At 64.9% G+C, this 26,166-nt stretch carries 25 protein-coding genes; 9 read left to right on the forward strand and 16 right to left on the reverse strand.

Features of this window, described 5'->3' with window-relative positions:
* Positions 1–3 precede the first annotated feature (3 nt).
* The gene (locus AC097O_RS10495; protein ID WP_479592722.1) at positions 4–306 is read right to left on the reverse strand and encodes a DUF2007 domain-containing protein; all 303 of its coding nucleotides are present in this window, start codon (positions 304–306) and stop codon (positions 4–6) included.
* A gap of 91 nt (positions 307–397) precedes the next feature.
* The gene (msrA, locus tag AC097O_RS10500) at positions 398–970 is read right to left on the reverse strand and encodes a peptide-methionine (S)-S-oxide reductase MsrA (protein ID WP_479592723.1); all 573 of its coding nucleotides are present in this window, start codon (positions 968–970) and stop codon (positions 398–400) included.
* Positions 971–1,110: 140 nt separating this feature from the next.
* Here msrA and AC097O_RS10505 point away from each other — a divergent pair, with 140 nt between their 5' ends.
* From AC097O_RS10505 to AC097O_RS10535, 7 genes are read left to right on the forward strand one after another with little or no spacing between them, the layout of a single operon-like run.
* Positions 1,111–1,896, forward strand: coding sequence for a YdcF family protein (locus AC097O_RS10505; protein WP_479592724.1), 786 nt, complete (start codon positions 1,111–1,113; stop codon positions 1,894–1,896).
* A 49-nt stretch (positions 1,897–1,945) separates the two neighbouring features.
* On the forward strand, positions 1,946–2,608 hold the full coding sequence (locus tag AC097O_RS10510; protein ID WP_479592725.1) for a TetR/AcrR family transcriptional regulator: 663 nt from the start codon (positions 1,946–1,948) through the stop codon (positions 2,606–2,608).
* On the forward strand, positions 2,605–3,738 hold the full coding sequence (locus AC097O_RS10515; protein ID WP_479592726.1) for an efflux RND transporter periplasmic adaptor subunit: 1,134 nt from the start codon (positions 2,605–2,607) through the stop codon (positions 3,736–3,738). The genes AC097O_RS10510 and AC097O_RS10515 overlap by 4 nt, the downstream gene beginning before the upstream one ends.
* Before the next feature lie 6 nt (positions 3,739–3,744).
* A complete protein-coding gene (locus AC097O_RS10520; RefSeq protein ID WP_479592727.1) occupies positions 3,745–6,906 on the forward strand; it encodes an efflux RND transporter permease subunit in 3,162 nt (1,053 codons plus the stop codon).
* Positions 6,907–6,939: 33 nt separating this feature from the next.
* A complete protein-coding gene (locus AC097O_RS10525) occupies positions 6,940–7,605 on the forward strand; it encodes a protein-L-isoaspartate O-methyltransferase family protein (protein ID WP_479592728.1) in 666 nt (221 codons plus the stop codon).
* 14 nt (positions 7,606–7,619) lie between these two features.
* The gene (locus tag AC097O_RS10530; protein ID WP_315184136.1) at positions 7,620–7,952 is read left to right on the forward strand and encodes a rhodanese-like domain-containing protein; all 333 of its coding nucleotides are present in this window, start codon (positions 7,620–7,622) and stop codon (positions 7,950–7,952) included.
* Between the two features lie 30 nt (positions 7,953–7,982).
* Positions 7,983–9,305 carry a TolC family outer membrane protein gene (locus tag AC097O_RS10535; RefSeq protein WP_479592729.1) on the forward strand — a complete coding sequence of 441 codons (1,323 nt, stop codon included), beginning with the start codon at positions 7,983–7,985 and terminating at the stop codon, positions 9,303–9,305.
* A 62-nt stretch (positions 9,306–9,367) separates the two neighbouring features.
* On the opposite strand, the gene AC097O_RS10540 is transcribed toward AC097O_RS10535, so the two are convergent.
* The 7 genes from AC097O_RS10540 to ddpX all read right to left on the reverse strand — a co-directional run bounded on the left by AC097O_RS10540 (position 9,368) and on the right by ddpX (position 16,191).
* The gene (locus tag AC097O_RS10540) at positions 9,368–10,339 is read right to left on the reverse strand and encodes a dipeptidase (protein WP_479592730.1); all 972 of its coding nucleotides are present in this window, start codon (positions 10,337–10,339) and stop codon (positions 9,368–9,370) included.
* Entirely contained in the window at positions 10,336–11,103 is a 768-nt protein-coding gene (locus AC097O_RS10545) for an ABC transporter ATP-binding protein (protein ID WP_479592731.1), read from the reverse strand. The genes AC097O_RS10540 and AC097O_RS10545 overlap by 4 nt, the downstream gene beginning before the upstream one ends.
* On the reverse strand, positions 11,100–11,939 hold the full coding sequence (locus AC097O_RS10550; protein WP_479592732.1) for an ABC transporter ATP-binding protein: 840 nt from the start codon (positions 11,937–11,939) through the stop codon (positions 11,100–11,102). Before AC097O_RS10550 ends, AC097O_RS10545 begins: the two co-directional genes overlap by 4 nt.
* Positions 11,936–12,844 (reverse strand): ABC transporter permease, encoded by a 909-nt coding sequence (locus AC097O_RS10555; RefSeq protein ID WP_479592733.1) that lies wholly within the window; start codon positions 12,842–12,844, stop codon positions 11,936–11,938. The genes AC097O_RS10550 and AC097O_RS10555 overlap by 4 nt, the downstream gene beginning before the upstream one ends.
* Positions 12,841–13,857 (reverse strand): ABC transporter permease, encoded by a 1,017-nt coding sequence (locus AC097O_RS10560; RefSeq protein ID WP_479592734.1) that lies wholly within the window; start codon positions 13,855–13,857, stop codon positions 12,841–12,843. Before AC097O_RS10560 ends, AC097O_RS10555 begins: the two co-directional genes overlap by 4 nt.
* 6 nt (positions 13,858–13,863) lie before the next feature.
* Positions 13,864–15,477, reverse strand: coding sequence for an ABC transporter substrate-binding protein (locus tag AC097O_RS10565; RefSeq protein WP_479592735.1), 1,614 nt, complete (start codon positions 15,475–15,477; stop codon positions 13,864–13,866).
* Positions 15,478–15,624: 147 nt separating this feature from the next.
* Positions 15,625–16,191: a D-alanyl-D-alanine dipeptidase gene (ddpX, locus tag AC097O_RS10570; RefSeq protein ID WP_479592736.1), complete on the reverse strand. Its 567-nt coding sequence runs from the start codon at positions 16,189–16,191 to the stop codon at positions 15,625–15,627.
* A gap of 214 nt (positions 16,192–16,405) precedes the next feature.
* Here ddpX and AC097O_RS10575 point away from each other — a divergent pair, with 214 nt between their 5' ends.
* Entirely contained in the window at positions 16,406–17,158 is a 753-nt protein-coding gene (locus tag AC097O_RS10575) for a substrate-binding periplasmic protein (RefSeq protein WP_479592737.1), read from the forward strand.
* A gap of 9 nt (positions 17,159–17,167) precedes the next feature.
* On the opposite strand, the gene AC097O_RS10580 is transcribed toward AC097O_RS10575, so the two are convergent.
* The 7 genes from AC097O_RS10580 to smc all read right to left on the reverse strand — a co-directional run bounded on the left by AC097O_RS10580 (position 17,168) and on the right by smc (position 25,622).
* Positions 17,168–17,653 carry a hypothetical protein gene (locus AC097O_RS10580; protein ID WP_479592738.1) on the reverse strand — a complete coding sequence of 162 codons (486 nt, stop codon included), beginning with the start codon at positions 17,651–17,653 and terminating at the stop codon, positions 17,168–17,170.
* Positions 17,654–17,738: 85 nt separating this feature from the next.
* Positions 17,739–18,278, reverse strand: coding sequence for a peptide deformylase (gene def, locus AC097O_RS10585; protein WP_479592739.1), 540 nt, complete (start codon positions 18,276–18,278; stop codon positions 17,739–17,741).
* 7 nt (positions 18,279–18,285) lie between these two features.
* Positions 18,286–18,657, reverse strand: coding sequence for a HepT-like ribonuclease domain-containing protein (locus AC097O_RS10590; RefSeq protein ID WP_479592740.1), 372 nt, complete (start codon positions 18,655–18,657; stop codon positions 18,286–18,288).
* The gene (locus AC097O_RS10595) at positions 18,657–18,947 is read right to left on the reverse strand and encodes a nucleotidyltransferase family protein (protein ID WP_479592741.1); all 291 of its coding nucleotides are present in this window, start codon (positions 18,945–18,947) and stop codon (positions 18,657–18,659) included. Before AC097O_RS10595 ends, AC097O_RS10590 begins: the two co-directional genes overlap by 1 nt.
* 20 nt (positions 18,948–18,967) lie before the next feature.
* Positions 18,968–21,058 (reverse strand): NAD-dependent DNA ligase LigA, encoded by a 2,091-nt coding sequence (ligA, locus tag AC097O_RS10600; RefSeq protein WP_479592742.1) that lies wholly within the window; start codon positions 21,056–21,058, stop codon positions 18,968–18,970.
* A gap of 5 nt (positions 21,059–21,063) precedes the next feature.
* Positions 21,064–22,095 (reverse strand): cell division protein ZipA C-terminal FtsZ-binding domain-containing protein, encoded by a 1,032-nt coding sequence (locus AC097O_RS10605; RefSeq protein WP_479592743.1) that lies wholly within the window; start codon positions 22,093–22,095, stop codon positions 21,064–21,066.
* Positions 22,096–22,097: 2 nt separating this feature from the next.
* Positions 22,098–25,622, reverse strand: coding sequence for a chromosome segregation protein SMC (gene smc, locus AC097O_RS10610; protein ID WP_479592744.1), 3,525 nt, complete (start codon positions 25,620–25,622; stop codon positions 22,098–22,100).
* 230 nt (positions 25,623–25,852) lie between these two features.
* Here smc and AC097O_RS10615 point away from each other — a divergent pair, with 230 nt between their 5' ends.
* Positions 25,853–26,074, forward strand: a complete 222-nt coding sequence (locus AC097O_RS10615; RefSeq protein WP_479592745.1) for a glycine zipper 2TM domain-containing protein — start codon at positions 25,853–25,855, stop codon at positions 26,072–26,074.
* The last annotated feature ends 92 nt before the right edge of the window (positions 26,075–26,166 follow it).

Consider the following 26,166-nt stretch of genomic DNA (forward strand, 5'->3'; position numbering starts at 1 on the left):
TGGTCAGGCAGGCATCCAGGCAGCACAGTGCCAGCACTGCTCAAAACCGCCCTCCACCAACTCGCCGCAGGCACACAGCCAGCGGTGCTGCGGCACGTTTTGCAGGTGGTGCAACAGGGTACGGGCGCGGGTTTCCTGGTTGGGGTGGTGGATCCAGACCTCGGGCAGGCACTGGTCGGGCGGCAAATCGCCCGCAATGCCGCTGAGGTACTGGCGCTGCACGCTGGCGGTAATGCCTTCAAACTGCAGCGCATCGACCCACAGGGTGGCGATGGCGAGGTTGGGGGCTTGGGTCAGGCGCAGCATGCGTTCAAGCATACGCCGCCGTGGCGGCTAAAACTATATTTTTTATAGCTGCTTGCGCTTATGGAATAAGCACAGGGGGCCTAAAACACTCTCAATGTTTGACGAGATTGGCAAAGGTCTTGCGAAACTTCTCTACCTTGGGCGCGGCCACCATCAGGCAATAGCCGTGGCCGGGGTGGTTTTCGAAATAGTCCTGGTGGTAGGCCTCGGCAGGCCAGTAGTTGCGCAGCGGCTGCACCTCGGTGACGACCGGCTTGCGGTAGCTGCCGCTCACCGCCAGCTCGGCCAGCACGGTCTCGATCACCGGCACCTGCTCGGGCGTGCTGGTGTAGATGCCGCTGCGGTACTGGGTGCCCACGTCATGGCCCTGCTGGTTCAGCGTGGTCGGGTCGTGGATGACAAAAAACACTTCCAGAATCTCGCGCAGGCTGATCTGCGCCGGGTCAAACTCCAGGCGCACCACCTCGTTGTGGCCGGTCTCGCCGCTGCACACCTCGTCGTAGCTGGGGTTGAGTGCCTGGCCGTTGCAGTAGCCACTTTCCACATCGGTAATGCCCCGCACCTTCACAAACACCGCCTCGGTACACCAAAAACATCCGCCCCCTAGGGTAATTACGTGGCGTGCGGCGGGTGTGGAGGGAGTAGAGGAGGACGTGTTTTGCATAGGCTGCTTTGTACTCCTTTTTTAAGCGTACGCACTTGTACACTTGGATTGTCTTCAACTTTACCGATGTGAAAGTTTGAAGCCAAAATGGGCTCTAGCGCCTATCTATTAAGCACGAGAAGCTATTAAAAAGTGAGCATATGGAATTGGGCGAATTCAAACCCTTGTTGACCGCGCTGGCCTTGCCGCCTGCCGCGCCTGTGCTGCTGGCGTTGGCGGGGTTGCTGCTGGCGCGGCGTCAAAAAGCGCTGGGCAGCGTGGTTTGCGTAGGTGCCCTGGGCGGGCTGTGGCTGCTGGGCTGCAACGCGGTGGCCGTCTGGCTGGCGCTGCACATCCTGCCGCAGGTGCCCGCCCTGCCCCCGGCTACGGCGGCGTCAGTGCTGCAGGCAGGCCAGGTGCAGGCGGTGGTGGTGCTGGGCGGCGGCGTACAGGCGTTGGCACCCGAGTTTGGCGCAGCGCAACCCACGGCAGACACCGCTACCCGCCTGCGCTACGGCGTGTGGCTGGCCCGCCAGTCGCAGTTGCCTCTGGCTTTTGCCGGTGGTGTGGGCTGGGCCAACAGCGGCACGGCTACGCCGTCCGAAGGGGCCGTCGCCCGCACCACCCTGGCCCGGGACTACGGCTTCGCCTTGCGCTGGGTAGACGACCAGTCGCGCGACACCTTTGAGAACGCCACCCGCCTGCACGCGGTGCTGGCAGCCGATGGCGTGCAGCGCATCGCCCTGGTCACCCACGCCTGGCACATGCCGCGCGCGCAGATGGCGTTCGAGCGCGCCGGGTTTACCGTGACCCCCGCGCCCACCGGCTTCACCCTGCCGCAGCAGCGCAGCCTGATGGAATGGCTGCCCACCGGCCACGGCCTGCAGGCATCCCGCGAGGTGCTGCGCGAGTGGCTGGGTTTACTTGTTGCAAAACCCCTGCATTGACGCTGGCCGGGCGCAAGGGCTATATTAATAACCAGCCAGTCAGTAACCCATGCCCACCACCCCAAACTCCATCCCAGCCAAGCGCGCGCGCCGCAAGGAAGCGCGGCCCGGCGAGCTGCTGGCCGCGGCGCTGGACCTGTTTGTGGAAAAAGGTTTTGCCGCCACCCGGGTGGAAGAAGTGGCCCAGCGCGCCGGGGTGTCCAAGGGCACGCTGTTTTTGTACTTTCCCAGCAAGGAAGAACTCTTCAAGGCGGTGGTGCGGCAAAGCCTGTCGGCCCGGTTTTTTGAGTGGAGCGCCGAGGTGGACGATTTCACCGGCAGCAGCGCCGACCTGCTGCGCCACGGCATGATGAGCTGGTGGGAACGCGTGGGCAACACCCAGGCATCGGGCATGACCAAGCTGCTGCTGACCGAGGCGCACAACTTCCCCGAAATGGCCGCTTTCTACCAAACCGAGGTGGCCGTGCCCTACCAGGCGCTGGTGCGGCGTATTCTGCAGCGCGGCATCGATAGCGGCGAATTCGCCCCGGTAGACCCGGACCTGGCCACCTACAGCGTGACCGCGCCGCTGATTTTTTTAGCCATGTGGAAGCATTCCATGGGCAACCACCCCTGCGCCCCGGCGGCGCTGGATCCGCAGGCCTACCTGGCCTCGCAACTCCATATTCTTTTGAACGGGCTGCGCGTGCGGCCCCCGCAGACACCCCTATGAAACCCTGGATAAAGTGGGCCACCGTGGCCGTGGTCGCTGTGGTGCTGGTGGGCGGCATCGCCCGCGCCGTGTTCACCCGCCAGCAGGCACAGGCCGCCGTGGCCGCCGCCGCGCTGGCCAAACCCGCCAACGCCATCGAACTGGCCCCTAGCGACGTGGTGCTGGCGCAAACCCGCACCTTGGCCCAGGGCCTGCCGATCTCGGGGGCCTTGAAAGCGGCAGACTCTGCTGTGGTCAAAGCCCGGGTGGCCGGGGAGTTGCAAGGCCTGGCGGTGCGCGAGGGCGACAGCGTGCAGGCCGGACAGGTGCTGGCCCGCATTGCGCCCACCGAGGTGCAGGCCCGGCTGCAGCAGGCCGTGGAGCAGGCCGGTGCAGCCAAAGCCCAGATCGACATTGCCCAGCGCCAGTTTGCCAACAACCAGGCGCTGGTGGACCAGGGCTTCATCTCCAAAACCGCGCTGGATGCCTCGCAGGCCACGCTCAACGCCGCCCAGTCCACCCATCGCGCAGCGCTGGCCGCCGCCGCGGTGGCGCGCCAGACGGTGGCCGACGCGGTGCTGCGCGCGCCCATCTCGGGCATCGTTTCTCAGCGCCTGGCCCAGCCGGGCGAGCGTGTGGCGCTGGACACCCGGGTGCTGGAGATTGTGGACATCCGCCGCATGGAGCTGGAGGCCTCGGTCAGCGCAGCCGACGCAGTGGCCCTGCGGGTCGGGCAGACGGCGCAACTGCACATCGAAGGCAGCGCGTCGGACGCCCAGATTGCCGCCACCGTGGCGCGCATCAACCCCAGCACCCAGGCGGGCAGCCGCAGCGTGCTGGTGTACCTGGCCGTGGCACCCGCGCCCGGCCTGCGCCAGGGCCTGTTTGCCGAGGGCACGCTGGGCACGGCGCAAGTGGATACGCTGGCCGTGCCGGTGAGCGCGCTGCGCACCGACAAGCCCTTGCCCTATGTGCAGGTGGTCGCCAACGGCAAAGTGCTGCACCAGACCGTGGTGCCCGGCCTGCGCGGCCAGGTCGGCACCGAGGCCATGGTGGCGGTGAGCGGGCTGGCCGACGGCGCACAGGTGGTCCAGGGCAGCCTGGGCACGCTGGCCGAAGGCACGGCTGTGCGCTTCACCCAAGTTCGGTAGCGCGGTATGTGGTTCACCCAGGTCAGCCTGAAAAACCCGGTTTTCGCCACCATGCTGATGCTGGCCCTGGTGGTGCTGGGCGCGTTCTCGTACCAGCGCCTGCAGGTGGACCAGTTCCCCAACATCGACTTTCCGGTGGTGGTAGTCACGGCGGAATACCCCGGCGCCTCGCCCGACATTGTGGAGAGCGAAGTCACCAAGAAGCTGGAAGAAGGCGTGAACGCGATTGCCGGCATCAACGCCCTCACCTCGCGCAGCTACGAAGGCCAGTCGGTCGTCATCATCGAATTCCAGCTCTCGGTGGATGGCCGAAAGGCGGCAGAAGATGTGCGCGAAAAAGTGGCCGCAGTGCGCCCGCTGCTGCGCGACGAGGTGAAAGAGCCGCGCGTGCTGCGCTTCGACCCGAGCAGCCGCGCGGTGTGGTCCCTGGCCGTGATTCCCGATGCCAGTAAGGGCAAGGCCTTGAGCGCGATTGAGCTCACCAACTGGGCCGACCAGGTGCTCAAGAAGCGCCTGCAAAACGTGCGCGGCGCGGGCTCGGTCACGCTGGTGGGCGGCACCCAGCGCCAGGTCAACATCACCCTGCAGCCCCGCGCCATGGAAGCCCTGGGCATCACCGCCGACCAGGTGGTCAACGCGGTGAAAAGCGAGAACCAGAACCTGCCGCTGGGCTCCATCCGCAACCTGGCGCAGGAGCGGGTGGTGCAGATCGATGCACGCATGCAGCGCCCGGAAGACTTTGGCCAGATCATCGTGGCCCGCAAGAACGGCCTGGTGCGCGTAGACCAGGTGGCCAACGTGGTGGACGGCGCGCAAGAGATCGACTCCCTGGCGCTGTACAACGGCCAGCGCACCCTGCTTTTGAGTGTGCAGAAGTCGCAGGACGAAAACACCATCGAGGTGGTCGATGGCCTGAACGCCGCCATTGCCGAGCTCACGCCCCAGCTGCCGCCCGGGCTGCGACTGGAGCCCATTACCGACGCGGCCCGGCCCATCCGCGTGGCGGTGGACAACGTGCGCAAGTCGCTGTTCGAAGGCGCGGCGCTGACCATCCTGATCGTGTTTTTGTTCCTCAACTCCTGGCGCTCCACCGTGATTACCGGCTTGACGCTGCCGATTGCGCTGATTGGCACCTTTTTGTTCATGAACATTTTTGGCTTCACCATCAACATGATCACGCTGATGGCGCTGAGCCTGTGCGTGGGCCTGCTGATCGACGATGCGATCGTGGTGCGCGAAAACATCGTGCGCCACGTGCAAATGGGCAAAACGCCCTACCAGGCCGCGCTGGAAGGCACGCAAGAGATCGGCCTGGCGGTGCTGGCCACTACGTTTTCGATCGTGGCGGTGTTTTTGCCGATCGGCTTCATGGGCGGCATCATCGGCAAGTTTTTCCATGAATTTGGCATCACCATCGTTGCGGCGGTGCTGATTTCGATGTTTGTGAGCTTCACGCTGGACCCGATGCTGTCCAGCATCTGGCACGACCCGGCCATCGAGGCCCATGGCCAGCACCACAAGCCGGTGGGCTTCTACGACAAGACCATTGGCCGCGTGACGCAGTGGTTCGAGCGCGCCACCGACCGGCTGGCCGATGGTTACCAAACCATTCTGCGCTGGGCGCTGGGGCACAAGCTGACCACCCTGGCCGGGGCGCTGGCCATCTTTGTGACCAGCCTGGTCATGGTGCCGTTGCTGGGCACCGAATTTGTGCCCAAGGCCGACTTCTCGGAAACCACGCTCAATTTCTACACCCCGGTCGGCTCGTCGCTGGAAGTCACCGAAGCCAAGGCCCGGCAGGTGGAATCCATCGTGCGCGAGTTCCCAGAGGTGCGCTACACCCTGGCCACGATCAACACCGGCAACGCGGCGGGCAAGATGTATGCGGCGGTCTACATCCGCCTGGTGGACCGCAAGGCCCGCAGCCGCAGCGTGGACCAGATGGCCAACGTGCTGCGCGAGCGCCTGCGCAGCGTGCCGGGCATTACCGTGACCCACGTGGGCCTGCTGGACTCGGTGGGCGGCGGCAAGCAGGTGGAGTTCTCGCTGCAGGGGCCGGACCTGCAGGTGCTGGAGCGGCTGGCGCGCGAGGCCAGCGACAAGATCCGTGGCATCCCCGGTCTGGTCGATCTGGACTCCAGTGTCAAGCCCGACAAGCCCACCGTGCGTGTGGAAGTGCGCACCGAGGCCGCCAGCGACCTGGGCCTGGGCGTAGCCAGCATCGCCAGCCAGCTGCGCACCCTGGTAGCCGGGCAAACCGTGGGCAACTGGCGCGCCCCCGATGACCAAACCTACGACGTCAACGTGCGCCTAGCCCCCAGCGCGCGCAGCACCGCCGAAGACCTGCAGCGCCTGCCCTTCATCACCGCCACCAACGCCGACGGCAGCCCGCGCGTGGTGCGCCTGAACCAGGTGGCCCGCATCACCGATGCCACCAGCCCCAACCAGATCAACCGCCGCAATATGGCGCGCGAGGTGTCGGTCAACGCCAACGTGTATCTGCGCTCGGCGGGCGAGGTGTCCAACGACATCCGCACGGTGCTGGACGGCATGGCCCTGCCGCCCGGCTACCGCTACCAGTTCAGCGGCTCCACCAAGAACATGGCCGAGGCCTTTGGCTACGCGATTTCGGCCCTGGTGCTGGCGGTGCTGTTCATCTACATGATTCTGGCCAGCCAGTTCAAGAGCTTTTTGCAGCCGCTGGCGCTGATGACCGCCCTGCCCTTGACGCTGATTGGCGTGGTGCTAGCGCTGCTACTGTTCCAGTCCACGCTGTCGATGTTTTCGGTGATCGGCGTGGTGATGCTGATGGGCCTGGTGACCAAAAACGCGATTTTGCTGGTGGACTTTGCCATCCGCGCCAGAGACGACGGCATGGAGCGCTCCGAAGCGCTCTTGCTGGCCGCCAAGGTGCGCCTGCGCCCCATCCTGATGACCACGCTGGCGATGATTTTTGGCATGGTGCCGCTGGCCTTTGCGCTCAGCGAAGGCTCCGAGCAGCGCGCCCCCATGGGCCAGGCGGTAATGGGCGGCGTCATCACCTCGTCGCTGCTCACGCTGGTGGTGGTACCGGTGGTGTATTGCTACATGGACGACTTGGCACACTGGTTGAAAGGTAAATGGAAGGCAAAACGCCCGGTCATGCCACTTTCCCCCCCTAAAATCTAACGCTAACCTTGCACCTGAACCCAAAACACCACCATGACCACCACCGCCCAGCTTGAACAGTTCCGCTTCAACATGATCGAACAGCAGATCCGCCCCTGGGATGTGCTGGAGCCTGCCGTGCTGGCCCTGCTGCACACCGTCAAGCGCGAGAAGTTTGTGCCTGCCGCGAACCCGACCCTGGCCTTTGCCGACCTGGAGGTTCCACTGCCCGGTGGCCAGTGCATGTTGGCCCCCAAGGTGGAGGCCCGCGCCCTGCACGACCTGAAGCTGCAAAAACACGAGAAAGTGCTGGAAATCGGCAGCGGCTCGGGCTACATGGCCGCGCTGCTGGCCGCCAGCGCCCACAGCGTGCTGTCACTCGAAATCTTGCCCGAACTGGCCACCCTGGCCCGCAACAACCTGCGCGATGCCGGTGTGCGCAACGTCGAAGTCCGCCAGGCCGACGGTGCCCTGGGTGCCGCCGCAGACGGCCCGTTTGACGTGATCGTGCTCAGCGGCTCGGTGGCCGCAGTGCCTGAACAGATCAAATCCCAGCTCAAGGTGGGTGGCCGCCTGTTTGCAGTGGTGGGCCAGGAGCCCATGATGTGCGCCAACTTCATCACCCGCACCGGCGACACCAGCTACGCCACCACCCAGCCCTGGGACACCGTGGCCCCGCGCCTGGTGCACTTTGCCGAGCCTTCGAAGTTCTCTTTTTAATCCACGGCCTACCCATGATTGCCCAGATCACCCCCACCGACCTGCCCCAGTGGCTGCAAGCCCAGACCGCCCCGGTGGTGCTGGATGTGCGCGAACCCGGTGAGTGGCAGGCCGCCAGCGTGCAGGCCGACGGCTTCACCCTGGTGCAGCTCTCCATGGGCGACATCCCCGCCCGCCTGGCCGAGCTGGACCCGCACCAGCCTATTGCCTGCCTGTGCCACCATGGTGCCCGCAGCCAGCGCGTAGCGCAGTTTCTGCTGCAAAACGGTTTTGAGAATGTGGTGAATATTGCGGGCGGCATCGATGCCTGGTCGCTGCAACGCGATGCCAACGTGCCCCGCTACTGAATACTTCAGATTGGAAACTTAAGGATGACCATGCAACGCTTTCCGCTCGCCACCTGCACTTGGGCCTTGCTGGCCGTTTTCTCTGGCGCGGCACAAGCGCAAAGCCTGGTCGAACTCTACGACGCCGCCCGCGCCAGTGACTCCACCTACCAATCGGCCAAGGCGCAGTTTGATGCGAATCTGGCCCTGGCCGACCAGGCCAAGGCCGGGCTGCTGCCCAGCGTGGGCCTGTCTGCCGGGCTGAACCGCAGCCTGCTCGAAGGCCGCCACCCCAGCTTCGAGAAAAACTACACCACCCAGACCGCCACCCTCAGCGGCTCGCAACCCCTGTACCGCCCGGCCAACCGCGTCGCCTACGAGCAGGGCAGGAAGCTGGTCGACGTGGCCGAGGCCCAGCTCCAGGTGGCTGAGCAAGACCTGGTGGTGCGCGTGGCCCAGGCCTACTTTGACGTGCTGGCCGCGCAGGACACGCTGGCCTTTGTACGGGCCCAGAAAACCGCCGTGGGCGAGCAACTGGCCTCGGCCAAGCGCAACTTCGAGGTGGGCACCGCCACCATCACCGACACCCGCGAAGCCCAGGCCCAGTTCGACCTGGTGCGCGCGCAGGAAATTGCCGCCGACAACGACGTGGTCGTCAAGCGCCTGGCGCTGGACACCCTGGCCAGCAAGACCAACGCCCAGCCCATCCCGCTGGCCCAGCCGGTGGTCTTGCCCACGCTGCAGGCCGCCGACATCGGCACCTGGGTGCAACAGGCTGAATCCTTGCAACCCAATGTGCTGCAAGCCGCGCTGGCCCTGGAAGTGGCCCGACTGGAAACCCAAAAGGCCAAGGCCGCCAACCTGCCCACCCTGGACCTGACGGCGGGCTACAACATCAACCGCTACCCCAATGGCACCACCAGCGCCCAGCCTGGCTCGCGTACCAACACCGCCCAAATCGGCCTGAGCTTCAACATCCCGCTGTTTGCAGGCTATTCCATCCAGAACCGCATCCGCGAAACCCTGTCGCTGGAAGACAAGGCCCAGGCCGACCTGGATGCCGCCCGCCGCGCCGTCACCCAGGCCACCCGGGCCGCGTTCTACGGCGTGCTGTCGGGCGTGGGCCAGGTCAGCGCGCTGGAAGCCGCCGAAACCTCCAGCCAGATTGCGCTGGATGCCAACAAGCTCGGTTACCAGGTGGGTGTGCGCATCAACATCGACGTGCTGAACTCGCAAAGCCAGTTGTTCCAGACCAAGCGCGATCTGGCCCTGGCCCGCTACAACGTGCTGCTGGGCAGCCTGAAATTGCGCCAGGCCAGCGGCAGCCTGAAACCCGAAGACCTGCAGGCGGTAAATGCGCTGCTGGTGCGGTAACCAGCAATTGCTATTTAATTTATAGCTTCTCGTGCTTATGGAATAAGCGCTGGAGCCTGTTTTTATTCAGATTTCCACACCTGCTGCGCCACCCGCAGCATGTTGCCGCCCATCACCAATGCGGCATCGTCAGCGGTCATGCCCACGTCTTGCAAAGCCTGGCCCAGCACCTGCCAGGTCTCCACCGGGGTGTAGCGGGCCCGGCTGATGGCCCGGTTGTAGCCTGCAGATGCCGGCCACCAGTAGGTAGGATCGTAACCACCAGGCGGGTCGTCGTGCAGCTCCGGTTGCGCAAAGCTGATATCCAGCCCGATACCCACATGCTGCGCGCCCACCAGCTCGGCCACATAGGCCGCGTGGCGGGCCACATCGGCAGCAGTGGGCGCCTCGTTCCCCAGAAAAAACGACACCCCCGACACGCACACCACCCCGCCGGTGGCGGCGCAGGCGCGGATTTGCGCGTCGGTGATGTTGCGGCCATGCGCCACCAGCGCCAGCGGATTGGCGTGGCTGAAGATCACCGGGGCACTGGAGGCGGCCATGATGTCCAGGCTGCACTTTCGGCCGGTGTGCGAGCAGTCCATCAGCATGCCTGCGGCGTTTACCGCCTGCACCATGCGCTCACCCAGCGGGGTCAGGCCGCGCTCGGTGTCGTGGCAGCCGTCGGCCACGCTGTTGTTGCGGTTGTAGGCAAAGTGGATCTGGCGCACACCCAACGCGGCGTACAGCGCCACCATCTCGGGCTGCTCCAGCAGCGGCATCGCACCTTCCAGATCAAAGCCGATAGCGATCTGGCCTGCAGCTTTGGCTTGGGCAATGTCGGCCACGCTGTGGGCCAGCCGGTAGCGCTGCGGGTGGGCGGCTATGGTGGCACGGAACCCGGCGATCACCGCCATCACCTGCTGCACTGGGTTCATGTCCATGCCCACGTTGATGGACACGTAGTCCACCCCGGCGGCGCGCAGCCGATCGATGGGTGCAAAGCTGGCCTGCGGGTGCAGCGGCAGGCAGGCGTGGGATTCCCAGCGGATCATGGTGTGGTTTCTTTCCGTCGGAAGCCTACCGCAGCTTCCATCAATTGGCGGGTATAGGGCTGGGTAACCCGGCTGGCGGCCAGGTCGGCGGATGCCAGCATTTCCACCGTCTGGCCGCGCTGCATCACCATCAGGCGCTGGCACAGGTGCGTGACCACGGCCAGGTCGTGGCTGACCATGATGAAGGTCAGGCCGCGCCGGGCGCGCAGGGTTTCCAGCAGGTTTAGCACTTCTGCCTGTACGGAGGCATCCAGGGCCGAAGTGGGTTCGTCCAGCAGCAGAATCTGCGGCTCCAGAATCAGGGCGCGGGCAATGGCAATGCGCTGGCGCTGCCCACCCGAGAGCTGGTGCGGGTAGCGGAAGCGAAAGCCCTGCCCCAGGCCCACCTCGTCCAGCGCGCGCTCGATGCGCTCCTGCTCGTCGCCCATCCCATGGATGGCCAGCGGCTCGGCCAGCAGGCGGTCCACGGTGTGGCGCGGGTGCAGCGAGCCGTAGGGGTCCTGGAACACCATTTGCACCAGGCGGCGAAACGGTTTGCTCCCGGGCAAAGGTTGCGGTGCCGGGCCCAAGAGCTGCACGGTGCCGGTTTCCCGCTTCGCCAGCCCGCAGATGGCCCGCAGCACGGTGGATTTGCCCGAACCCGATTCACCCACGATGCCAAAGCTCTCGCCCGCCTGCACGGTGAACCCGGTGTCGGCCACGGCCACAAAGCCGTCGAAACTGACGCGCAGGTTTTTGACCTCCAGGCCTACAGACGCACTCATAAAGCCCACTCCGGCTGCCGGTTCAGCGTGGGCAGTGGGTGCCGGTTGTCGCCGAGTTGCGGCAGGCAGTTCAGCAGGCCCAGGGTGTAGGGGTGCTTGGCTTGCGCCAGCCCGCCCGCAGGCAGCTCTTCCACCACCCGCCCGGCGTACATCACCAGAATACGGTCGCAAAAGGTGGACACCAGACGCAGGTCGTGCGACACAAAAATCAGTCCCATGCCGCGCTGTACTACCAGCGCGTCCAGGATCGCCAGCACCTGGAGCTGCACCGTCACGTCCAGGGCGGAGGTGGGCTCGTCGGCAATCAGCAAATCCGGGTTGGCGATCAGCATCATGGCGATCATGGCGCGCTGGCCCATGCCGCCCGACACCTCGTGCGGGTACAGCTTGTAGACGCGGGCCGGGTCGTCGATCTGCACCTGCTCCAGCGCCGCCAGGGCCTGCGCTCTAGCCTGGGCGTTCGATACCTTGCTGTGCGCCTGCAGCGTCTCGACGATCTGGTCGCCGATGCGCATCACCGGGTTGAGTGAAAACTTCGGGTCTTGCAACACCATGGCGATGCGGCCACCGCGCAAGGTACGGCGCTCCTGGGCGCTGCAATGCAACAGGTCGGTGCCTTTGAACGCCAAACGCTTGGCAATGACCCGGCCCTCGGGGGCCGTCAGGCCCAGAATCGCCCTACCCGTCTGCGACTTGCCCGAACCCGACTCGCCCACAATGCCCAGGCGCTCCTTGCCCAGCGTGAACGACACGCCGCGCACCACCTCGACCCAGCCGCCGTCGCGGTTGGGAAAGGCGACGCGTAGGTCATCCACCACCAACAGGGGTTCTGTCATTTCACGCCTTTCGGGTCCAGCGCATCGCGCAAGCCATCACCGACCAGATTGAAGGCCAGGCTGACCAGAAAAATCGCCGCCCCCGGTGCCGCCGCCACCCACCACTGGTCCAGCACGTACTGGCGGCCATTGGCGATCATCGCGCCCCACTCGGGGGTGGGCGGCTGCGCGCCCAGGCCCAGAAAGCCCAGCCCGGCAGCGGTGAGAATGATGCCCGCCATGTCCAGCGTGACCCGCACGATCACCGAAGACAGGCACAGCGGCATGATGTGGTGCAGCACGATGCGCCAGGGCGACGCGCCGATGAGCTGCACCGCCGCAATAAAGTCGGTCTGGCGCACGGTCAGCGTCTCGGCCCGGGCCATGCGCGCATACGGCGGCCAGGCGGTGATGGCAATGGCGATCACCGCGTTCTCGATACCGGGGCCCAGCGCGGCCACAAAGGCCAGCGCCAGAATCAGCCGGGGAAAGGCCAGAAAAATATCGGTAATGCGCATCAGCGCCGCGTCCACCATGCCACCCGCATAGCCCGCCACCGTGCCCACCAGCAGCCCGATGGGCGCGGCCAGCACAGCGACCAGCACGACGACCATCAGGGTGATGCGCGAGCCATGGATGAGGCGCGACAAGATGTCCCGCCCCTGGTCGTCCGTGCCCAGCCAGAACATCTGCGAGGGCGGCAGCAGCCGGGTGGTGCGCAAGTCGCCCACCGTGGGCGAGTAGGGTGCAATCCACGGGGCCAGCAGGGCCACCAGCACCAGGGCCAGCACAATGGCCAGGCCCAGCACCGCCAGCCGGTTGCGCAGAAAGATGCGCCACGCGCCATAGGCCCGGCCCCAGGCGGCCTGGCGGCGCGAGGCAGGCCGGTCGCTCATCAGCCAGTCGTGCAAATTGCTTGTGGTCATCGGGTTCGGGTGCGAGGGTCTAAAGTTTTATAGAGCAGGTCCGACAGCAGGTTCAGCCCGATAAAGATCGAGCCCACCACAATGGTGCCGCCCAGCACCGCGTTCATGTCGGCGTTTTGCAGCGAATTGGTGATGTACAGGCCCAGGCCGGGCCAGGCGAACACGGTCTCGGTCAGCACCGAGCCCTCCAGCAAACCGGCGTACGACAGGCTGATCACGGTGACCAGCGGCACCATGGCATTGCGCAGCGCGTGCCGCCAGATGATGCGGGCTTCGCTCAAGCCCTTGGCACGGGCGGCCACGATGTACTCCTGCCCCAGCTCGTGCAGCATGAAAGAGCGCGTCATGCGGCTGATGTAGGCCAGCGAGAAATAGCCCAGCAGCGAGGCCGGCAGAATCAGGTGCGACAGCACATTGCCAAACGCATCCCACTGCCCGGCCATGGCCGCGTCCAGCAGCAGCAGGCCCGTCACGGGGGTCAGGGTGTATTCATAGACCACATCAATGCGCCCCGGCCCGGCCACCCAGTCCAGCTTGGCGTAGAACAGCACCAGTCCCATCAGCCCCAGCCAGAAAATCGGCACCGAATAGCCCACCAGGCCCATCACCCGCACGATCTGGTCCACCACCCCGCCCCGGCGCACAGCGGCCCACACGCCCAGCGGCACGCCAAAGCCCACGCCAATCAGGATGCCCAGCGTGGCCAGCTCTAGCGTAGCGGGAAACACGCGGCGGATGTCGTCCATCACCGGGTGCGAGCTCAGCACCGAGGTGCCAAAGTCACCGCGCAGCACCTTACTGATGTAGATAAAAAACTGCTCCCACAGCGGCTTGTTGAAGCCCATTTCCTCGCGCACCTTGGCCACCAGCTCGCCCGAGGCCCGATCGCCCACGATGGCCAGCACCGGGTCGATGGGCATGACCCGGCCAATGAAGAAGGTGACGGCCAGCAGGCCCAGGTAGGTCAGGACGATGACGACCGCAAACCGGCCCAGGGCCTGGAGTTTTCGCATGCAGGCTTAGCGCTTGCTGGCGGTAAACATGTAGTCCGAGCCGAACGTGGGGCCGAGCTTGAAGCCCGCCACGTTGCTGCGCACGGCGGCCACTTCCACCTGCTGGTACAGCATGATGAAGGGGCTGGTCTTGCGGAATTCAGCCTGCATGTCTTCGTAGATCTTTTTGCGCTTGGCGGTGTCGCGCTCCAGCACGGCGGCATCGGCCATTTTTTCGAGCTCGGGGGCGACCCAGGCATTGCGCCAGGCCAGGGGCTTGGCCTTGGCATCGTCGCTGTTGTCGGAGTTCTGCACAAAGGTGGCGTTGCTGTGCGGGTCCCAGTAGTCGGCACCCCACTGGCCGATGTACATGTCGTGGGTACGGGCGCGGTACTTGGTGAGCACCTGCTTGCCGTCGCCAGGAATGATTTCAATGTCGATGCCCGCGCGCTTGGCGTTTTGCTGGAAGGACTCGGTAATGCCCTGCACCGGCTGGATGGTGCGCATGTCGATGGTGACCTTGAAGCCATTGGGCAGCCCGGCCTTGACCAGCAGCGCCTTGGCCTTGTCGACATCCAGCTTGTAGGGGTTGACCGTGCTGGCACCCAGCAGGCCCACGGGCAGGAAGTTTTGGTCTACCGTGCCGATATTTTTGATCAGCGTGTCGCCGATGGCCGCGTAGTCCACCAGCCATTTCAGGGCTTCGCGCACCTCGGGCTTGGCCAGGTTGGGGTTCTTTTGGTTCAGGCTGATGTAGTAGACCGTGCCCTTGGGGGCCGACTCGATCTTGATGTCTTTGTTGCCAGCCATGGCGGCCAGGTCTTGCGGAGCCAGGTTGCGCGCGATGTCGATATCGCCCTTTTCCAGCAGCAGGCGCTGGGTGCTGGACTCTTTGATGTGGCGGTACAGCACGCGGGCCAGCGGGGCCTTTTTGCCGTAATAGCTGTCGTTGCGCTCCAGGGCCACCACTTCGTTGGCCCGCCATTCGCGCAGCTTCAAGGGGCCGGAACCAGCGTAATGCGTCTTGAGCCAGGCATAGCCCAGGTCGCCCGCCACCTCGTTGGCCAGCACCAGCTTTTTATCCACCACCGCACCCACGTCAGCGGTCAGGCAGTTCATGACAAACGACGGGGCGTAGGCCTTGTCGGTTTCCAGCGTCATGGTCAGTGGGCCGGTGGCCTTGATCTTGTCTTTGACGTTGGTTTTACTGAAACCAAACTGGGTGAGGATGAAGGCCGGAGATTTGTCCAGCAGCACCGCGCGCTGCAGCGAAAAGGCCACGTCGTCCGCCGTGAGGGGGTTACCCGAGGCGAACTTCAGGCCGGGCTTGAGCTCGAAGCTGAAGGTCTTGCCGTCGGCCGACACCGTCCAGGACTTGGCGATGTCGTTGACCAACTTGGACGGATCGTTGATGTCCAGCCGCACCAGCCGGTCGTAGGTATTGCCCATCACTTCGCTGGCCGAGATTTCAAACACCTCGGCCGGGTCCATGGTGATGATGTCGTCAAACGCAAAGGCCAGCACCAGCGTGTCTTTGGGCGTGGCCGCCAGGGCGGGTGCCATGCCGTAGCCCCAAACCAGGGTCGAAGCCACGGCTGCTGCCAGCGTACGGCGCGAAATTACGGTTGTGGTGAAACGCATCAGGAAATCCTTAAGGTCAGATGGATAAAACAGAAACAGCATACCAAACGGTACACAGTGCAAGATCCATGCTAACCCTCCTGTCTAGGCAGGTACGGTATACGCTTATGTGCTTAGCAGCACCGGAAGGCCACGACGGGCAGCCTCCTATGCAGCCGGGCGCATCGGGCTCAGATCGCCCAGCGCCGTGCTGTCGATCAGGCCGTAGTGGCCGGGCAGCGCGTAGTGCCACCACTCGTGGGGCAGATGTTCAAAGCCCGCGCCTTCCATCACCCGCAGCAACTGCAGGCGGTTGGCCTGGGCCTGGGCCGACACCTGTTCACTGAAATGGTGCGAGGCATCGGTCATGTCGTCAAAAGCCGTGCCCATGTCCAGCTCGGCACCTTGTGCGTCCACCAGGGTCAGGTCCACCGCGGTGCCGCGCGTGTGGTTGGAGCCGATGGCGGGGTCGGCCACATAGGCCTGGTCGGGTGCGGTGTGCCACAGCAGCACCTGGGCCTCATGGGGGCGGAAAGCATCGAATATCTTCAGCCGCAAACCCGCTTCTGCGGCCAACAGCACGGCCTTGCGCAGGCAGGCTTCGGCATCGCGGTGCAGCAGGCAGTGGGCGCGGTCGTAAATCGGTCGGCCCGCGATGTTGTTGGCCGTGGCGTAGGCCAGATCGAGCACGATGCCATGGGTTTCCGGATGGACCTGGACGAGTGGATGGGGCATGTAGCAAGTAGTTAAAAATAGCTCTGGTGCTATTCGCACCTGCACTTATAGCTACTTATCTTATAGCAAATGGCCGGTATTGCGCATAGAGAACGACCCGCCCGCAGATACCTGAAGAACTGGACGCAAATAAAAATACAATCCATTTTGTATGCGAAAAAATAGGGATTAAGGCCCCACGCAGTGGCCCAACTACCACCACCTGGGGAAGTCTGTGAAGCGCTTTGTTTTTGTACTGGCATTGGGGATCTTGGGCACCGTGCACTGCCAGGCCCAAACCGACCCCGGCCTGATCCGCCTGGCCACACTGGAATGGCCTCCCTACAACGGCCTGCTGCTGCCCCAGGGTGGCTTGTCCGGCCACATCACCTCGGTGGTAGCCAAGGCATCGGGCTACCGCCTGCTCAGTGCATCGTTCGACTGGGCCACGGCCGTGCAAAAAGGCGAGAAGGATCCCAGTTTCGATGGCTACTTTCCCGAGTACTACAGCAAAGAGCGCGAGCAGGCCTGCCACCTGTCGCAGTCGATCGGCAACAGCGTACTGGGGCTGGCCACGCTGCGAACCAGCACCATCACCTGGAACTCTATCGCCGACCTGGCCCCCTACACGCTGGGCATCGTGGACGGCTACCTCAACGGCGAAGCGCTAGACCAGGCCATCCAGACCAAGCGCCAGCCGGTGGTGGCCGAAGCCAGCGATGCGGTGAACATCCAGAAGCTGCGCGCGGGCAAGATCCGGGGCATCGTGGTCGATAAGAACGTGCTGCGTTACACCCTGTCCCGCACCGGGGGCGCAGAGCAAATCGCGTTCAACGCTCGGCCGATCGCCCAGCTGAGCCTGCATGTCTGCTTTCGGCGCACGCCCGCCGGTTTGCAGATGCGCAATGCTTTCGACACGGCCTTGCAACAGCAAAATCTGGAGCTACTGGAAACCAATTACTTCAAGAAGTTCCCGGTCGTGCGCTAAAAGATGCCGTTACTGCGCGGCCTGAACAGGGGCCGTTGGGACAGTGGGCGCAGTAATCGCATCGGCCACCGGCTCCGCCATACGCTGGCCCGCAGGCAACGGCAGATAGACCACAGCATCGGCAGGCCCCATGCCCCAGGTGAAAGCGGCTGGCCCCTGATCGGTCGCCCCCGAGCCAAAGCCGCGCAGTGCATCGACGGCGGTAAACGCCATACGCAGATGCACGCCGCCGTCGCAATGTAACGCCAGGCTGCCCGCCGCTGTGGCCGTGTAGCGCAAGTCGCCCACGCAAGTCTGGCGGGGCTGGCTGGCCGCGAGCCGCAAGGTGCCGCCGGAGCGGTCGTGGAAAATAGTGGCCTGGCCTTCCAGCAATACGCCGTTGACTACCGCGTAGGCGGGCACGCTGCTGGCCATCCAACCCTGTATGCGGGCCTCCATCTTGGCGCAGCCCAGCAAGGCCAGGGTGGCCGCAAGTGCAGGAAAAAGAGCTTTCATCGCGCGATGGTAGCGCCGTGGACCGGGGGTTTAAGCGCCGGGAAGCGGGTGCTAATCGGGCTATTTATGCCTTTAGATCCAGTTATTAATCGTCGTCCGCCGGGTCCAGCGCCGGGAACAGTACCTCGGTGTAGCCCAGCCGCGTCAAATCCCGCATGCGCGTGGGGTACAGCCTGCCAATCAGGTGGTCGCACTCGTGCTGCACCACGCGGGCATGAAAGCCCTCCACCGTGCGGTCTATAGTGTCGCCATACTGGTCAAAGCCGGTGTAGCGGATGCGCGACCAGCGCGGCACCAGCCCACGCAGGCCGGGCACCGACAGGCAACCTTCCCAGTCGTCGTCTTCCGCGTCGCCGATGGGCGTGATCACCGGGTTGATCAGCACCGTAGGCGGCACGACGGGCCGGTCCGGGTAGCGCGGATTCACATCGGCCGTGCCAAACACCACCAGTTGCAAATCCACCCCAATCTGCGGTGCCGCCAGCCCCGCGCCGTTGACCGAGCGCATGGTGTCCAACATGTCGGAGATGAGCAGATGGAGTTCATCGGTGTCGAATACAGTCACCGGCTGGGCCGTGCGCAGCAGGCGTGGGTCGCCCATTTTGAGGATGGTGTGGAGGGTCATTTGGGGGTCAGGAATGGGGTGGAACGTAGGCTTCAGCCGCTGCATGCACGCCAGGAAGCAGTGCCAGCAACGCAGGCAATGCCGTGGTCACGGTATCCCACACCATATCGAAGTCCACTTCAAAATAGCCGTGGGCGATCCGGTTACGCATACCGCGCATCTGCCGCCAGGGTACGGTGGCATGGCTCTGCGCAAATTCTGGGTACAGCTCCATTACTTTGGTGGATGCCTCGCCCAGCACAATCAAGCTCATCACCACGGCATTTTGGGTACGCCTGTCGGATAAAAAAGCATCTTTCGACAAGCCGAGGATAAAACCACAGGCATCCGTGGCGGCTAGCTGGATGTGCCCCAGGTAGTCAGCGAGCTTGTTTGGCATCACACCGGCATCGCCTCTGCCAGCACCTGCGCACGGAACTTCGGCGGCAAGTCGCGCGGGGTCAATACATCGACGCGGATACCCAGCAGCTCTTCCAATTCATCCTGCAGACCACCCAGGTCGAACAAGGTGGCACCCGGCAGGGCATCCACCAACAAATCCAGATCGCTGCCTTCGCGGTCATTGCCGTGCAAAACCGAACCAAAAATACGCGGGTTCGCCGCCCGGCAACGGCGGGTGGCCGCACGGATGGCATCGCGGTTCTGGCTGAGGGCGAGGGAAGGTTTCATGGCTAGCTGTAACTGTACCGCTATTCCTCTGTAGCACCCACCTGCAACAACGCCAACATCCCCGCCTCGTCCAGCACGGTAATGCCCAGCGCCTGCGCCTTGTCGAGCTTGCTGCCTGCCTCCTCGCCCGCCACCACATAGCTGGTCTTCTTGCTCACCGACCCGGCCACTTTGGCACCGGCGGCTTCGAGCAAGTCCTTGGCTTCGTCGCGACTGAGGGTGGGGAAGGTACCGGTGAGGACAAAGGTCTGGCCTGCCAGGGGTTTGGGAGCCTGCTGGGCGGGTTCACCCTCCTCCCAGCGGATGCCGCAGGCGCGGAGTTGCTCCACCACTTCGCGGTTGTGCGGCTGGTCGAAAAAGGTGCGGATGGCCAGGGCGACGATGGGGCCGACATCGGCGACTTCCAGCAGTTGCTCGGGCGTGGCATCCATCACAGCATCGAGCTTGCCGAAATGCCGGACCAGCGCCTTGGCGGTGGCTTCGCCGACGTGGCGAATCCCCAGGCCGAAAAGGAAGCGCGGCAAGGTGGTGCTCTTGGATTTTTCCAGCGCGTCCAGGATGTTCTGCGCCGACTTGTCGGCCATGCGGTCCAGGGCGGACAAGGCGGTGAAGCCCAGCTTGTACAGGTCGGGCAAGGTGCGGATCACGCCCGTGTCCACCAGCTGCTCCACCAGCTTGTCGCCCAGGCCTTCGACCTCCACGGCGCGGCGGTGGGCGAAGTGCAGGATGGCTTCCTTGCGCTGCGCGGGGCAGAACAGGCCGCCGCTGCAACGGTGGTTCATCTCGGTTTTTTCGCGCACCACCTTGCTACCGCAAATGGGGCAGGCACGCGGCATGCGGAAGTTGGGGACGTACTGGGCACGCGGCTTGTCGATGATGCCTACCACCTCGGGAATCACATCGCCCGCCCGCCGCACGATGGCGGTATCGCCCACGCGCACACGTTTGCGGCGCAGCTCGAACAGGTTGTGCAAGGTGGCGTTGGTCACCGTGACGCCGCCGACAAAGATGGGGGCCAGGCGCGCCACCGGCGTGAGTTTGCCGGTACGGCCCACCTGCACGTCGATGGCGGTAATAGAAGTGAGCTGCTCCTGCGCCGGGTATTTGTGCGCCACGGCCCAGCGCGGCTCGCGCGACACAAAGCCGAGCTGCCGCTGCAGGGCCAAGGCGTTGAGCTTGTAGACCACGCCGTCGATGTCATACGGCAGGCTGTCGCGGGCGGCACCGATTTTCTGGTGGTACGCTACCAATTCCGTAGCACCTCGTGCCGTTTCTACCTGCTCTGCGACCGGAAAACCCCATTTTTTCAGAGCTTGTAGCAGCGCATAGTGCGTGTCGAACACCGGGCCGCCCTGCTCTGGCGGCGTGACCTCGCCCAGGCCGTAGGCAAAAAAGCTTAAAGGTCGCTGTGCGGCGATGCCGGGGTCGAGCTGGCGCACGGCACCGGCGGCGGCGTTGCGCGGGTTGACGAAGGTTTTGTCGCCTTTTTCGCGCTGGCGCTCGTTGAGCGCATCGAAATCGGCCAGGCGCATGTAGACCTCGCCGCGCACTTCCAGCACCGGCGGCGCACTCCCTTGCAGGCGCAGCGGAATCTGGCGCATGGTGCGGATGTTTTGCGTCACGTCTTCGCCGTACTCGCCGTCGCCCCGGGTGGCGGCCTGCACCAGCACACCCTGCTCGTAGCGCAGGCTCATGGCCAGGCCGTCGAACTTGGGCTCGGCTACGTACTCGACCGGCGGGTCCGCTTCGGTCAAAGCCAGTTCCTTGCGGATGCGGGTGTCGAAGTTCTGCGCGCCGCTGGGTTCGGTGTCGGTTTCGGTGCGGATGCTGAGCATGGGCACGGCGTGGCGCACCGAGGTGAACTCGGGCAGCGGCTTGCCGCCCACGCGCTGGGTGGGCGAGTCGGCGGTCAGCAGTGCGGGGTGGGCGGCTTCCAATGCCTGCAGGGCGCGGAACACGCGGTCGTACTCGGCATCCGGCACGCTGGGCGCGTCCAGCACGTAGTAGCTGTGGCCCCAGGCATTGAGCTGGGTGCGCAGTGCTTCTATTTCTGTAGCTGCTTGTGCCGATGGAATAAGCGCTGGAGGGCTAAAAAGGTCTGAACTTTCCATAACACTCAGCTGAACAACCGCCGCGCCAGCACCGAGCCCGCCGCCAGCTCGCGCGAGTCCAGCGTGTCGTACAGCTGCTCCAGCGAGGCGCCGATGCCGTCCAGCGCGTCGCGCTGCAACGGGTAGCCCCGGTCGTCGGTGAGGCTGCCGTCCATGGCTTCGGCCAGGGCGGCGGCGGTGTCGCGCAGGCGCACAAAGGGCTGCTCGGCGCGGTCCACCTGCGGCACGTCCAGGCTCAGGGTGATTTCGCGCAGGGCCGACTGGTCGGGGTCTTCGGCCAAAGCCGCTTGCGCGTCGAAGGCCAGGCCCAGGATGGGCGGCATGCCGGGCGTGCTGCTGGGCAGCAGCATGCGGCCGGGGATCAGGCTGGGCACGAAGCCCAGGCGGGCGGCGTGCTGCTGCACGTAGCCAGGGCTCCAGGCGGCGTGCACAGCGCGCAGGGTGAAGCCGAGCTGGGCATCGTGGTCGTTGGCAAACTGGTCGAGCTCGCGGCCCCGGGCCACTTCTTCGCGCATCTCGGGAAATTCGGGCAGGCCGCTCACCGTGTCGGCGTAGGCCTGGGTCTTGATGACAAATTCAGAGAACTCGATCTCGTTGAGCGCGCCGGTGCGGTTGGCCAGTTGCACACCCGCCTGCAGTTGGCTGTAGCGCTGCCCCGCCAGCGGGGTTTCCCACTGCTGGCTGGCCACGTTCAGGCCCTCAATGGCAAAGGGTTTGCTGCCGACGCGGCGGGTCGGCGGCATGGCTGCCAGCGCGGCATCGCCCGACACCGGGTGCTCCAGCGCAATGGGTGCCAGCACGTCGATCAATGCGTCCATGCCGGGCTTGCGCTCGGGTGTGGGCAGCGGAGGCAGATCGCCGCTGTCAAAAGCAGGGTCGCGGCGCTCGGCATCCGGCGCGCTGGGCTCCACAGGGGTGGGCAGAGGGTCGGGTTGCTTGGGGGCGTTCTTGCGCGCCGACCAGGTGTTGTAGGCAATGACGCCGGCCAGGACGAGCCCGCCGCCGACGGCCAAGCCGAGTTGTAGGGTGGTGGTCATGATCACAATTCGGCCATGGATAGGGCCGACTCCATATCGACTGCCACGATGCGTGAAACGCCCTGCTCCTGCATGGTCACACCAATCAGTTGCTGGGCCATTTCCATGGCGATCTTGTTGTGGCTGATGAAAAGAAACTGGGTTTCGCGGCTCATGCTGGAGACCAGTTTGGCGTAGCGCTCGGTGTTGGCGTCGTCCAGCGGCGCGTCCACTTCGTCGAGCAGGCAAAACGGGGCGGGGTTCAGCATGAAGATGGCAAACACCAGGGCGATGGCGGTCAGGGCTTTTTCTCCGCCCGACAGCAGGTGGATGGTTTGGTTCTTTTTGCCCGGCGGCTGGGCGATGACCTGCACGCCGGAGTCCAGAATTTCGTCCCCGGTGATGACCAGGCGTGCATTGCCGCCGCCAAACAGCTCGGGGAACATCTTGCCAAAGTGGCCGTTGACGGTGTTGAAGGTGCCCGACAGCAGCTCGCGGGTTTCGCCGTCGATCTTCTTGATGGCATCTTCCAGCGTGGTCATGGCTTCCACCAGATCAGCGGTCTGGGCATCCAGGAATTGCTTGCGCTCGCGGGCCACGGCCAGCTCGTCCAGCGCGGCCAAATTCACGGCCCCCAGGGCGGCGATCTCGCGGTTCAGCCGGTCGATTTCGCTTTGCATGCCCGGGATGCGCACATTGCCTTGCACGATGGATGTAGCAATGGCTTCCAGGTCGGCATTGGCTTCGGTCAACAACTGGGCGAACTGCTCAGAGCCCAGGCGCGCGGCCTGCTCCTTGAGTTGGAACTCGGTGATGCGCTGGCGTAGCGGCTCCAGGGCGCGCTCGTTTTGCATGCGGGCCTCGTCGCTGGCGCGCAGGCGGGCGGTTAAATCGTCGTACTGGCTGCGCTGGGCGGCCATTTCGGCCTCGCGCTCCAGCTTTTGCGCCAGGGCGGTTTGCAGGCCGCCCTGGGCGGCTGCGTCATTCAGGCGGCCCAGCTCGTCCCCGGCGCGCTGCTGCTCGTCGGTCAGGGCCACGGTTTGCTGCTGGGCCATGTCCAGCGAACGGGTCAGTTCCGCGCGGCGCGCACCCAGGCTGCGCTGGGCGAAGGTGGCTTCCTGGGCCTGGCGCTCCAGGCTGCGCTGCTGTTCGCGGCACTCGGCCAGCTTGCGCTGCACTTCGATGACGCGCTCGTCGAGCTGGGCGTGGCGCTCCTGGCTGTCGGCGAGCTGCATGTCCAGCTCTTCAAATCGCCCTTCCGCGTTGACGCGGCGCTCTTGCAGCTCGTCCAGCTGGGCTTCCACCTCGGCCAGGTCGCCTTCCAGCTGCTGGCTGCGCACGCGCGCCTGCTCGGCCAACTGGCCCAGTCTCAGGGTTTCGACCTGCAGGGCGTGGGCCTGGGTTTGTGCCTCGGTGGCCTCGCGCCGGGCACCCACCAGGCGGCTGGACGACTCGTTGTAGGCGGCTTCGGCCCGCACCAGGGCGTAGCGGGTTTCTTCGTTGATCAGGGTCTGGGCGCGCAGCTGCTTTTCCAGGTTCTCGATCTCCTGCGCGCGCGCCAGCAGCCCGGCCTGCTCGGAATCGGGCGCGTAGAACGCCACGCTGTGCGGGCCCACGGCATGGCCGCTTTGCACGTAGATCACCTCGCCCGGCTGCAGCTGGCTGCGCTGGTGCAGGGCATCTTCAAAGCTGGGCGCGGTGTAGCAGCCATGCAGCCAGTCGGCCAGCAAGGCGGCCAGCCCGGCATCGTTGAGGCGCAGCAGATCGGCCAGGCGCGGCAAGGCGGCGGAACCCTGCGACGGACTTGCGGGCGGCGGGCTGTAGAAGGCCAGTTTGGCGGGCGGCACATCGCGGCCATCCAGCCCGGCGAACGCCCGCACCATTTCCAGCTTGGATACCGCCAGCGCGCCCATGCGTTCGCGCAAAGCGCCTTCCAGCGCGTTTTCCCAGCCCTGCTCGATGTGGAGCTGGGTCCAGATGCCTTGCAAGCCGTCCAGGCCGTGGCGGGTCAGCCAGGGCTTGAGCTTGCCGTCGGTCTTGACCTTTTCCTGCAGCGCTTTCAGGGCTTCCATGCGGGCCGACACATCGGCCTGGCGGGCGGATTCGGTATTGACGGCGGTTTGTTTGGCGCGGCGGTCTTCGTCCAGTTGGGGCAGAAATTCCTGCAGCTCGTGCAGGCGCGCAGCGGCGACGCTGGCGGCTTCAGACGCTTCTTCCAACTGGGCTTGCAGTTGGCCCAGGCGCGCTTCGTCGGGCGCGGCAAGGGCTTTTTTGTCGACCAGCAGGCGCTCGCGGCGCTGGTCGAGCTGGCGACTTTGTTCTTCGATGCTGCGCTGGTCGGCGGCCAGCACCTGGATCTGCTGCTGCACCTGCACCACGCCCGTGCGCTGCTCGTTGGCGGCGCGGCTGGCGGTTTGCAGGGCATCTTCCAGGTCGGGGATTTGCCCGGCCTGCTCTTCCACCTGGGCGGCCAGCAGCTCGGCTTTCTCCTCGGCCTCGATGCCGGTGGCCTCTAAATTCTCCAGCTCGTACTGCGCATCTTCCTGGCGCGTGGCCCATTGCTGAATTTGCTCTTTCAGGGTGGCCATGCGCAGCTCGACGCGCTGGCGGCCTTCCACCACAAAGCGGATTTCGCCCTCCAGCCGGCCGACTTCGGCACTGGCCTCGTAGAGTTTGCCCTGGGCGCGGTTGACGGCATCGCCCGCGTCGTAGTGCGCCTGGCGGATGGTTTCCAGCTCGGCTTCCACGTGGCGCAGGTCGGCGATGCGCGATTCCAGGTCATTCACCGCCTGGGCGGCCTCGGCCTTGACCTTGCTTTGGTCGGATTCGCTGTCGACCTTTTTGAGGAACCAGAGCTGGTGCTGCTTCAGCGTGGCGCTGGCGTGCAGGCTGTTGTACTTCTGCGCCACCTCGGCCTGCTTTTCCAGGCGCTCCAGGTTGGCGTTGAGCTCGCGCAGGATGTCTTCCACGCGGGTCAGGTTCTCGCGGGTGTCGCCCAGGCGGTTTTCGGTTTCGCGGCGGCGCTCCTTGTATTTGGACACGCCCGCGGCTTCTTCGAGGAACAGGCGCAGCTCTTCGGGGCGCGACTCGATGATGCGGCTGATGGTGCCCTGGCCGATGATGGCGTAGGCGCGCGGCCCCAGGCCGGTGCCCAGGAACACGTCTTGCACGTCGCGGCGGCGCACCGGCTGGTTGTTGATGTAGTAGCTGCTGGTGCCGTCGCGGGTCAGCACGCGCTTGACGGCAATTTCGGCAAACTGGCCCCACTGGCCGCCTGCGCGGTGGTCGTGGTTCTCGAACACCAGCTCCACGCTGGCGCGGCTGGCCGGTTTGCGGGTGGTGGTGCCGCTGAAGATCACGTCCTGCATGGACTCGCCACGCAGCTCAGAAGCCTTGCTTTCGCCCAGCACCCAGCGCACCGCATCCATGATGTTGGACTTGCCACAGCCGTTCGGACCCACCACGCCAACCAGTTGCCCGGGCAGGTGGAAGGTGGTGGGTTCGGCGAAGGACTTGAAGCCCGCGAGCTTGATGGATTGGAGGCGCACCGGAAGTGGGGAGAGCTTTTGGCGTGGTCTGGAAATGGATTGAGGTGCGCCCGCAGGCTGCACGCAAGAGAAGCCAGTTTACCCGAGGCCTCCAAGGCAACTGCCCGCCGCTGGCAGGGCGTTTGAATGTGTGTAGGACAGCGACTACACGCACGGGTGGCCCCGTCTGCTAGCGTCTGGCTAGCGTATTTCCCATACTGGGGCTATCTCACACCCATAAGGAAAACACCATGAACTCCCTGCGCAACACTGCCCGCACCATCACCATTTCCGCCATGGCCGCTGCCATGCTCGTCTTGAGCGGCTGTGCCGGTATGACCCGGCAAGAAAAAGGCACGGCCACCGGTGCCGTGATTGGCGGCGTAGCCGGTAACGTGCTGGGCGGCGGCATCCTGGGCACCGCCGCCGGTGCCGCTGTCGGTGGTGTCATCGGCCACGAAGCCACCAAGTAGTATGGCCGGGGCCGTGCGGCCCAGGCCGCATGGTCTTGCTATTATTTGAGGAGCTGCTTACGCCCTATCCATGGGCGTAAGCAGCTTATTTT

This window comes from Rhodoferax sp. LS1P39 (assembly GCF_056521425.1).

What these genes read in the sequence shown, in the direction of transcription:
- AC097O_RS10495 (WP_479592722.1), bottom strand. Translation starts at nt 306, where the DNA reads ATGCTGCGCCTGACCCAAGCCCCCAACCTCGCCATCGCCACCCTGTGG.
- msrA (WP_479592723.1), bottom strand. Translation starts at nt 970, where the DNA reads ATGCAAAACACGTCCTCCTCTACTCCCTCCACACCCGCCGCACGCCAC.
- AC097O_RS10505 (WP_479592724.1), top strand. Translation starts at nt 1,111, where the DNA reads ATGGAATTGGGCGAATTCAAACCCTTGTTGACCGCGCTGGCCTTGCCG.
- AC097O_RS10510 (WP_479592725.1), top strand. Translation starts at nt 1,946, where the DNA reads ATGCCCACCACCCCAAACTCCATCCCAGCCAAGCGCGCGCGCCGCAAG.
- AC097O_RS10515 (WP_479592726.1), top strand. Translation starts at nt 2,605, where the DNA reads ATGAAACCCTGGATAAAGTGGGCCACCGTGGCCGTGGTCGCTGTGGTG.
- AC097O_RS10520 (WP_479592727.1), top strand. Translation starts at nt 3,745, where the DNA reads ATGTGGTTCACCCAGGTCAGCCTGAAAAACCCGGTTTTCGCCACCATG.
- AC097O_RS10525 (WP_479592728.1), top strand. Translation starts at nt 6,940, where the DNA reads ATGACCACCACCGCCCAGCTTGAACAGTTCCGCTTCAACATGATCGAA.
- AC097O_RS10530 (WP_315184136.1), top strand. Translation starts at nt 7,620, where the DNA reads ATGATTGCCCAGATCACCCCCACCGACCTGCCCCAGTGGCTGCAAGCC.
- AC097O_RS10535 (WP_479592729.1), top strand. Translation starts at nt 7,983, where the DNA reads ATGCAACGCTTTCCGCTCGCCACCTGCACTTGGGCCTTGCTGGCCGTT.
- AC097O_RS10540 (WP_479592730.1), bottom strand. Translation starts at nt 10,339, where the DNA reads ATGATCCGCTGGGAATCCCACGCCTGCCTGCCGCTGCACCCGCAGGCC.
- AC097O_RS10545 (WP_479592731.1), bottom strand. Translation starts at nt 11,103, where the DNA reads ATGAGTGCGTCTGTAGGCCTGGAGGTCAAAAACCTGCGCGTCAGTTTC.
- AC097O_RS10550 (WP_479592732.1), bottom strand. Translation starts at nt 11,939, where the DNA reads ATGACAGAACCCCTGTTGGTGGTGGATGACCTACGCGTCGCCTTTCCC.
- AC097O_RS10555 (WP_479592733.1), bottom strand. Translation starts at nt 12,844, where the DNA reads ATGACCACAAGCAATTTGCACGACTGGCTGATGAGCGACCGGCCTGCC.
- AC097O_RS10560 (WP_479592734.1), bottom strand. Translation starts at nt 13,857, where the DNA reads ATGCGAAAACTCCAGGCCCTGGGCCGGTTTGCGGTCGTCATCGTCCTG.
- AC097O_RS10565 (WP_479592735.1), bottom strand. Translation starts at nt 15,477, where the DNA reads ATGCGTTTCACCACAACCGTAATTTCGCGCCGTACGCTGGCAGCAGCC.
- ddpX (WP_479592736.1), bottom strand. Translation starts at nt 16,191, where the DNA reads ATGCCCCATCCACTCGTCCAGGTCCATCCGGAAACCCATGGCATCGTG.
- AC097O_RS10580 (WP_479592738.1), bottom strand. Translation starts at nt 17,653, where the DNA reads ATGAAAGCTCTTTTTCCTGCACTTGCGGCCACCCTGGCCTTGCTGGGC.
- def (WP_479592739.1), bottom strand. Translation starts at nt 18,278, where the DNA reads ATGACCCTCCACACCATCCTCAAAATGGGCGACCCACGCCTGCTGCGC.
- AC097O_RS10590 (WP_479592740.1), bottom strand. Translation starts at nt 18,657, where the DNA reads ATGCCAAACAAGCTCGCTGACTACCTGGGGCACATCCAGCTAGCCGCC.
- AC097O_RS10595 (WP_479592741.1), bottom strand. Translation starts at nt 18,947, where the DNA reads ATGAAACCTTCCCTCGCCCTCAGCCAGAACCGCGATGCCATCCGTGCG.
- ligA (WP_479592742.1), bottom strand. Translation starts at nt 21,058, where the DNA reads ATGGAAAGTTCAGACCTTTTTAGCCCTCCAGCGCTTATTCCATCGGCA.
- AC097O_RS10605 (WP_479592743.1), bottom strand. Translation starts at nt 22,095, where the DNA reads ATGACCACCACCCTACAACTCGGCTTGGCCGTCGGCGGCGGGCTCGTC.
- AC097O_RS10615 (WP_479592745.1), top strand. Translation starts at nt 25,853, where the DNA reads ATGAACTCCCTGCGCAACACTGCCCGCACCATCACCATTTCCGCCATG.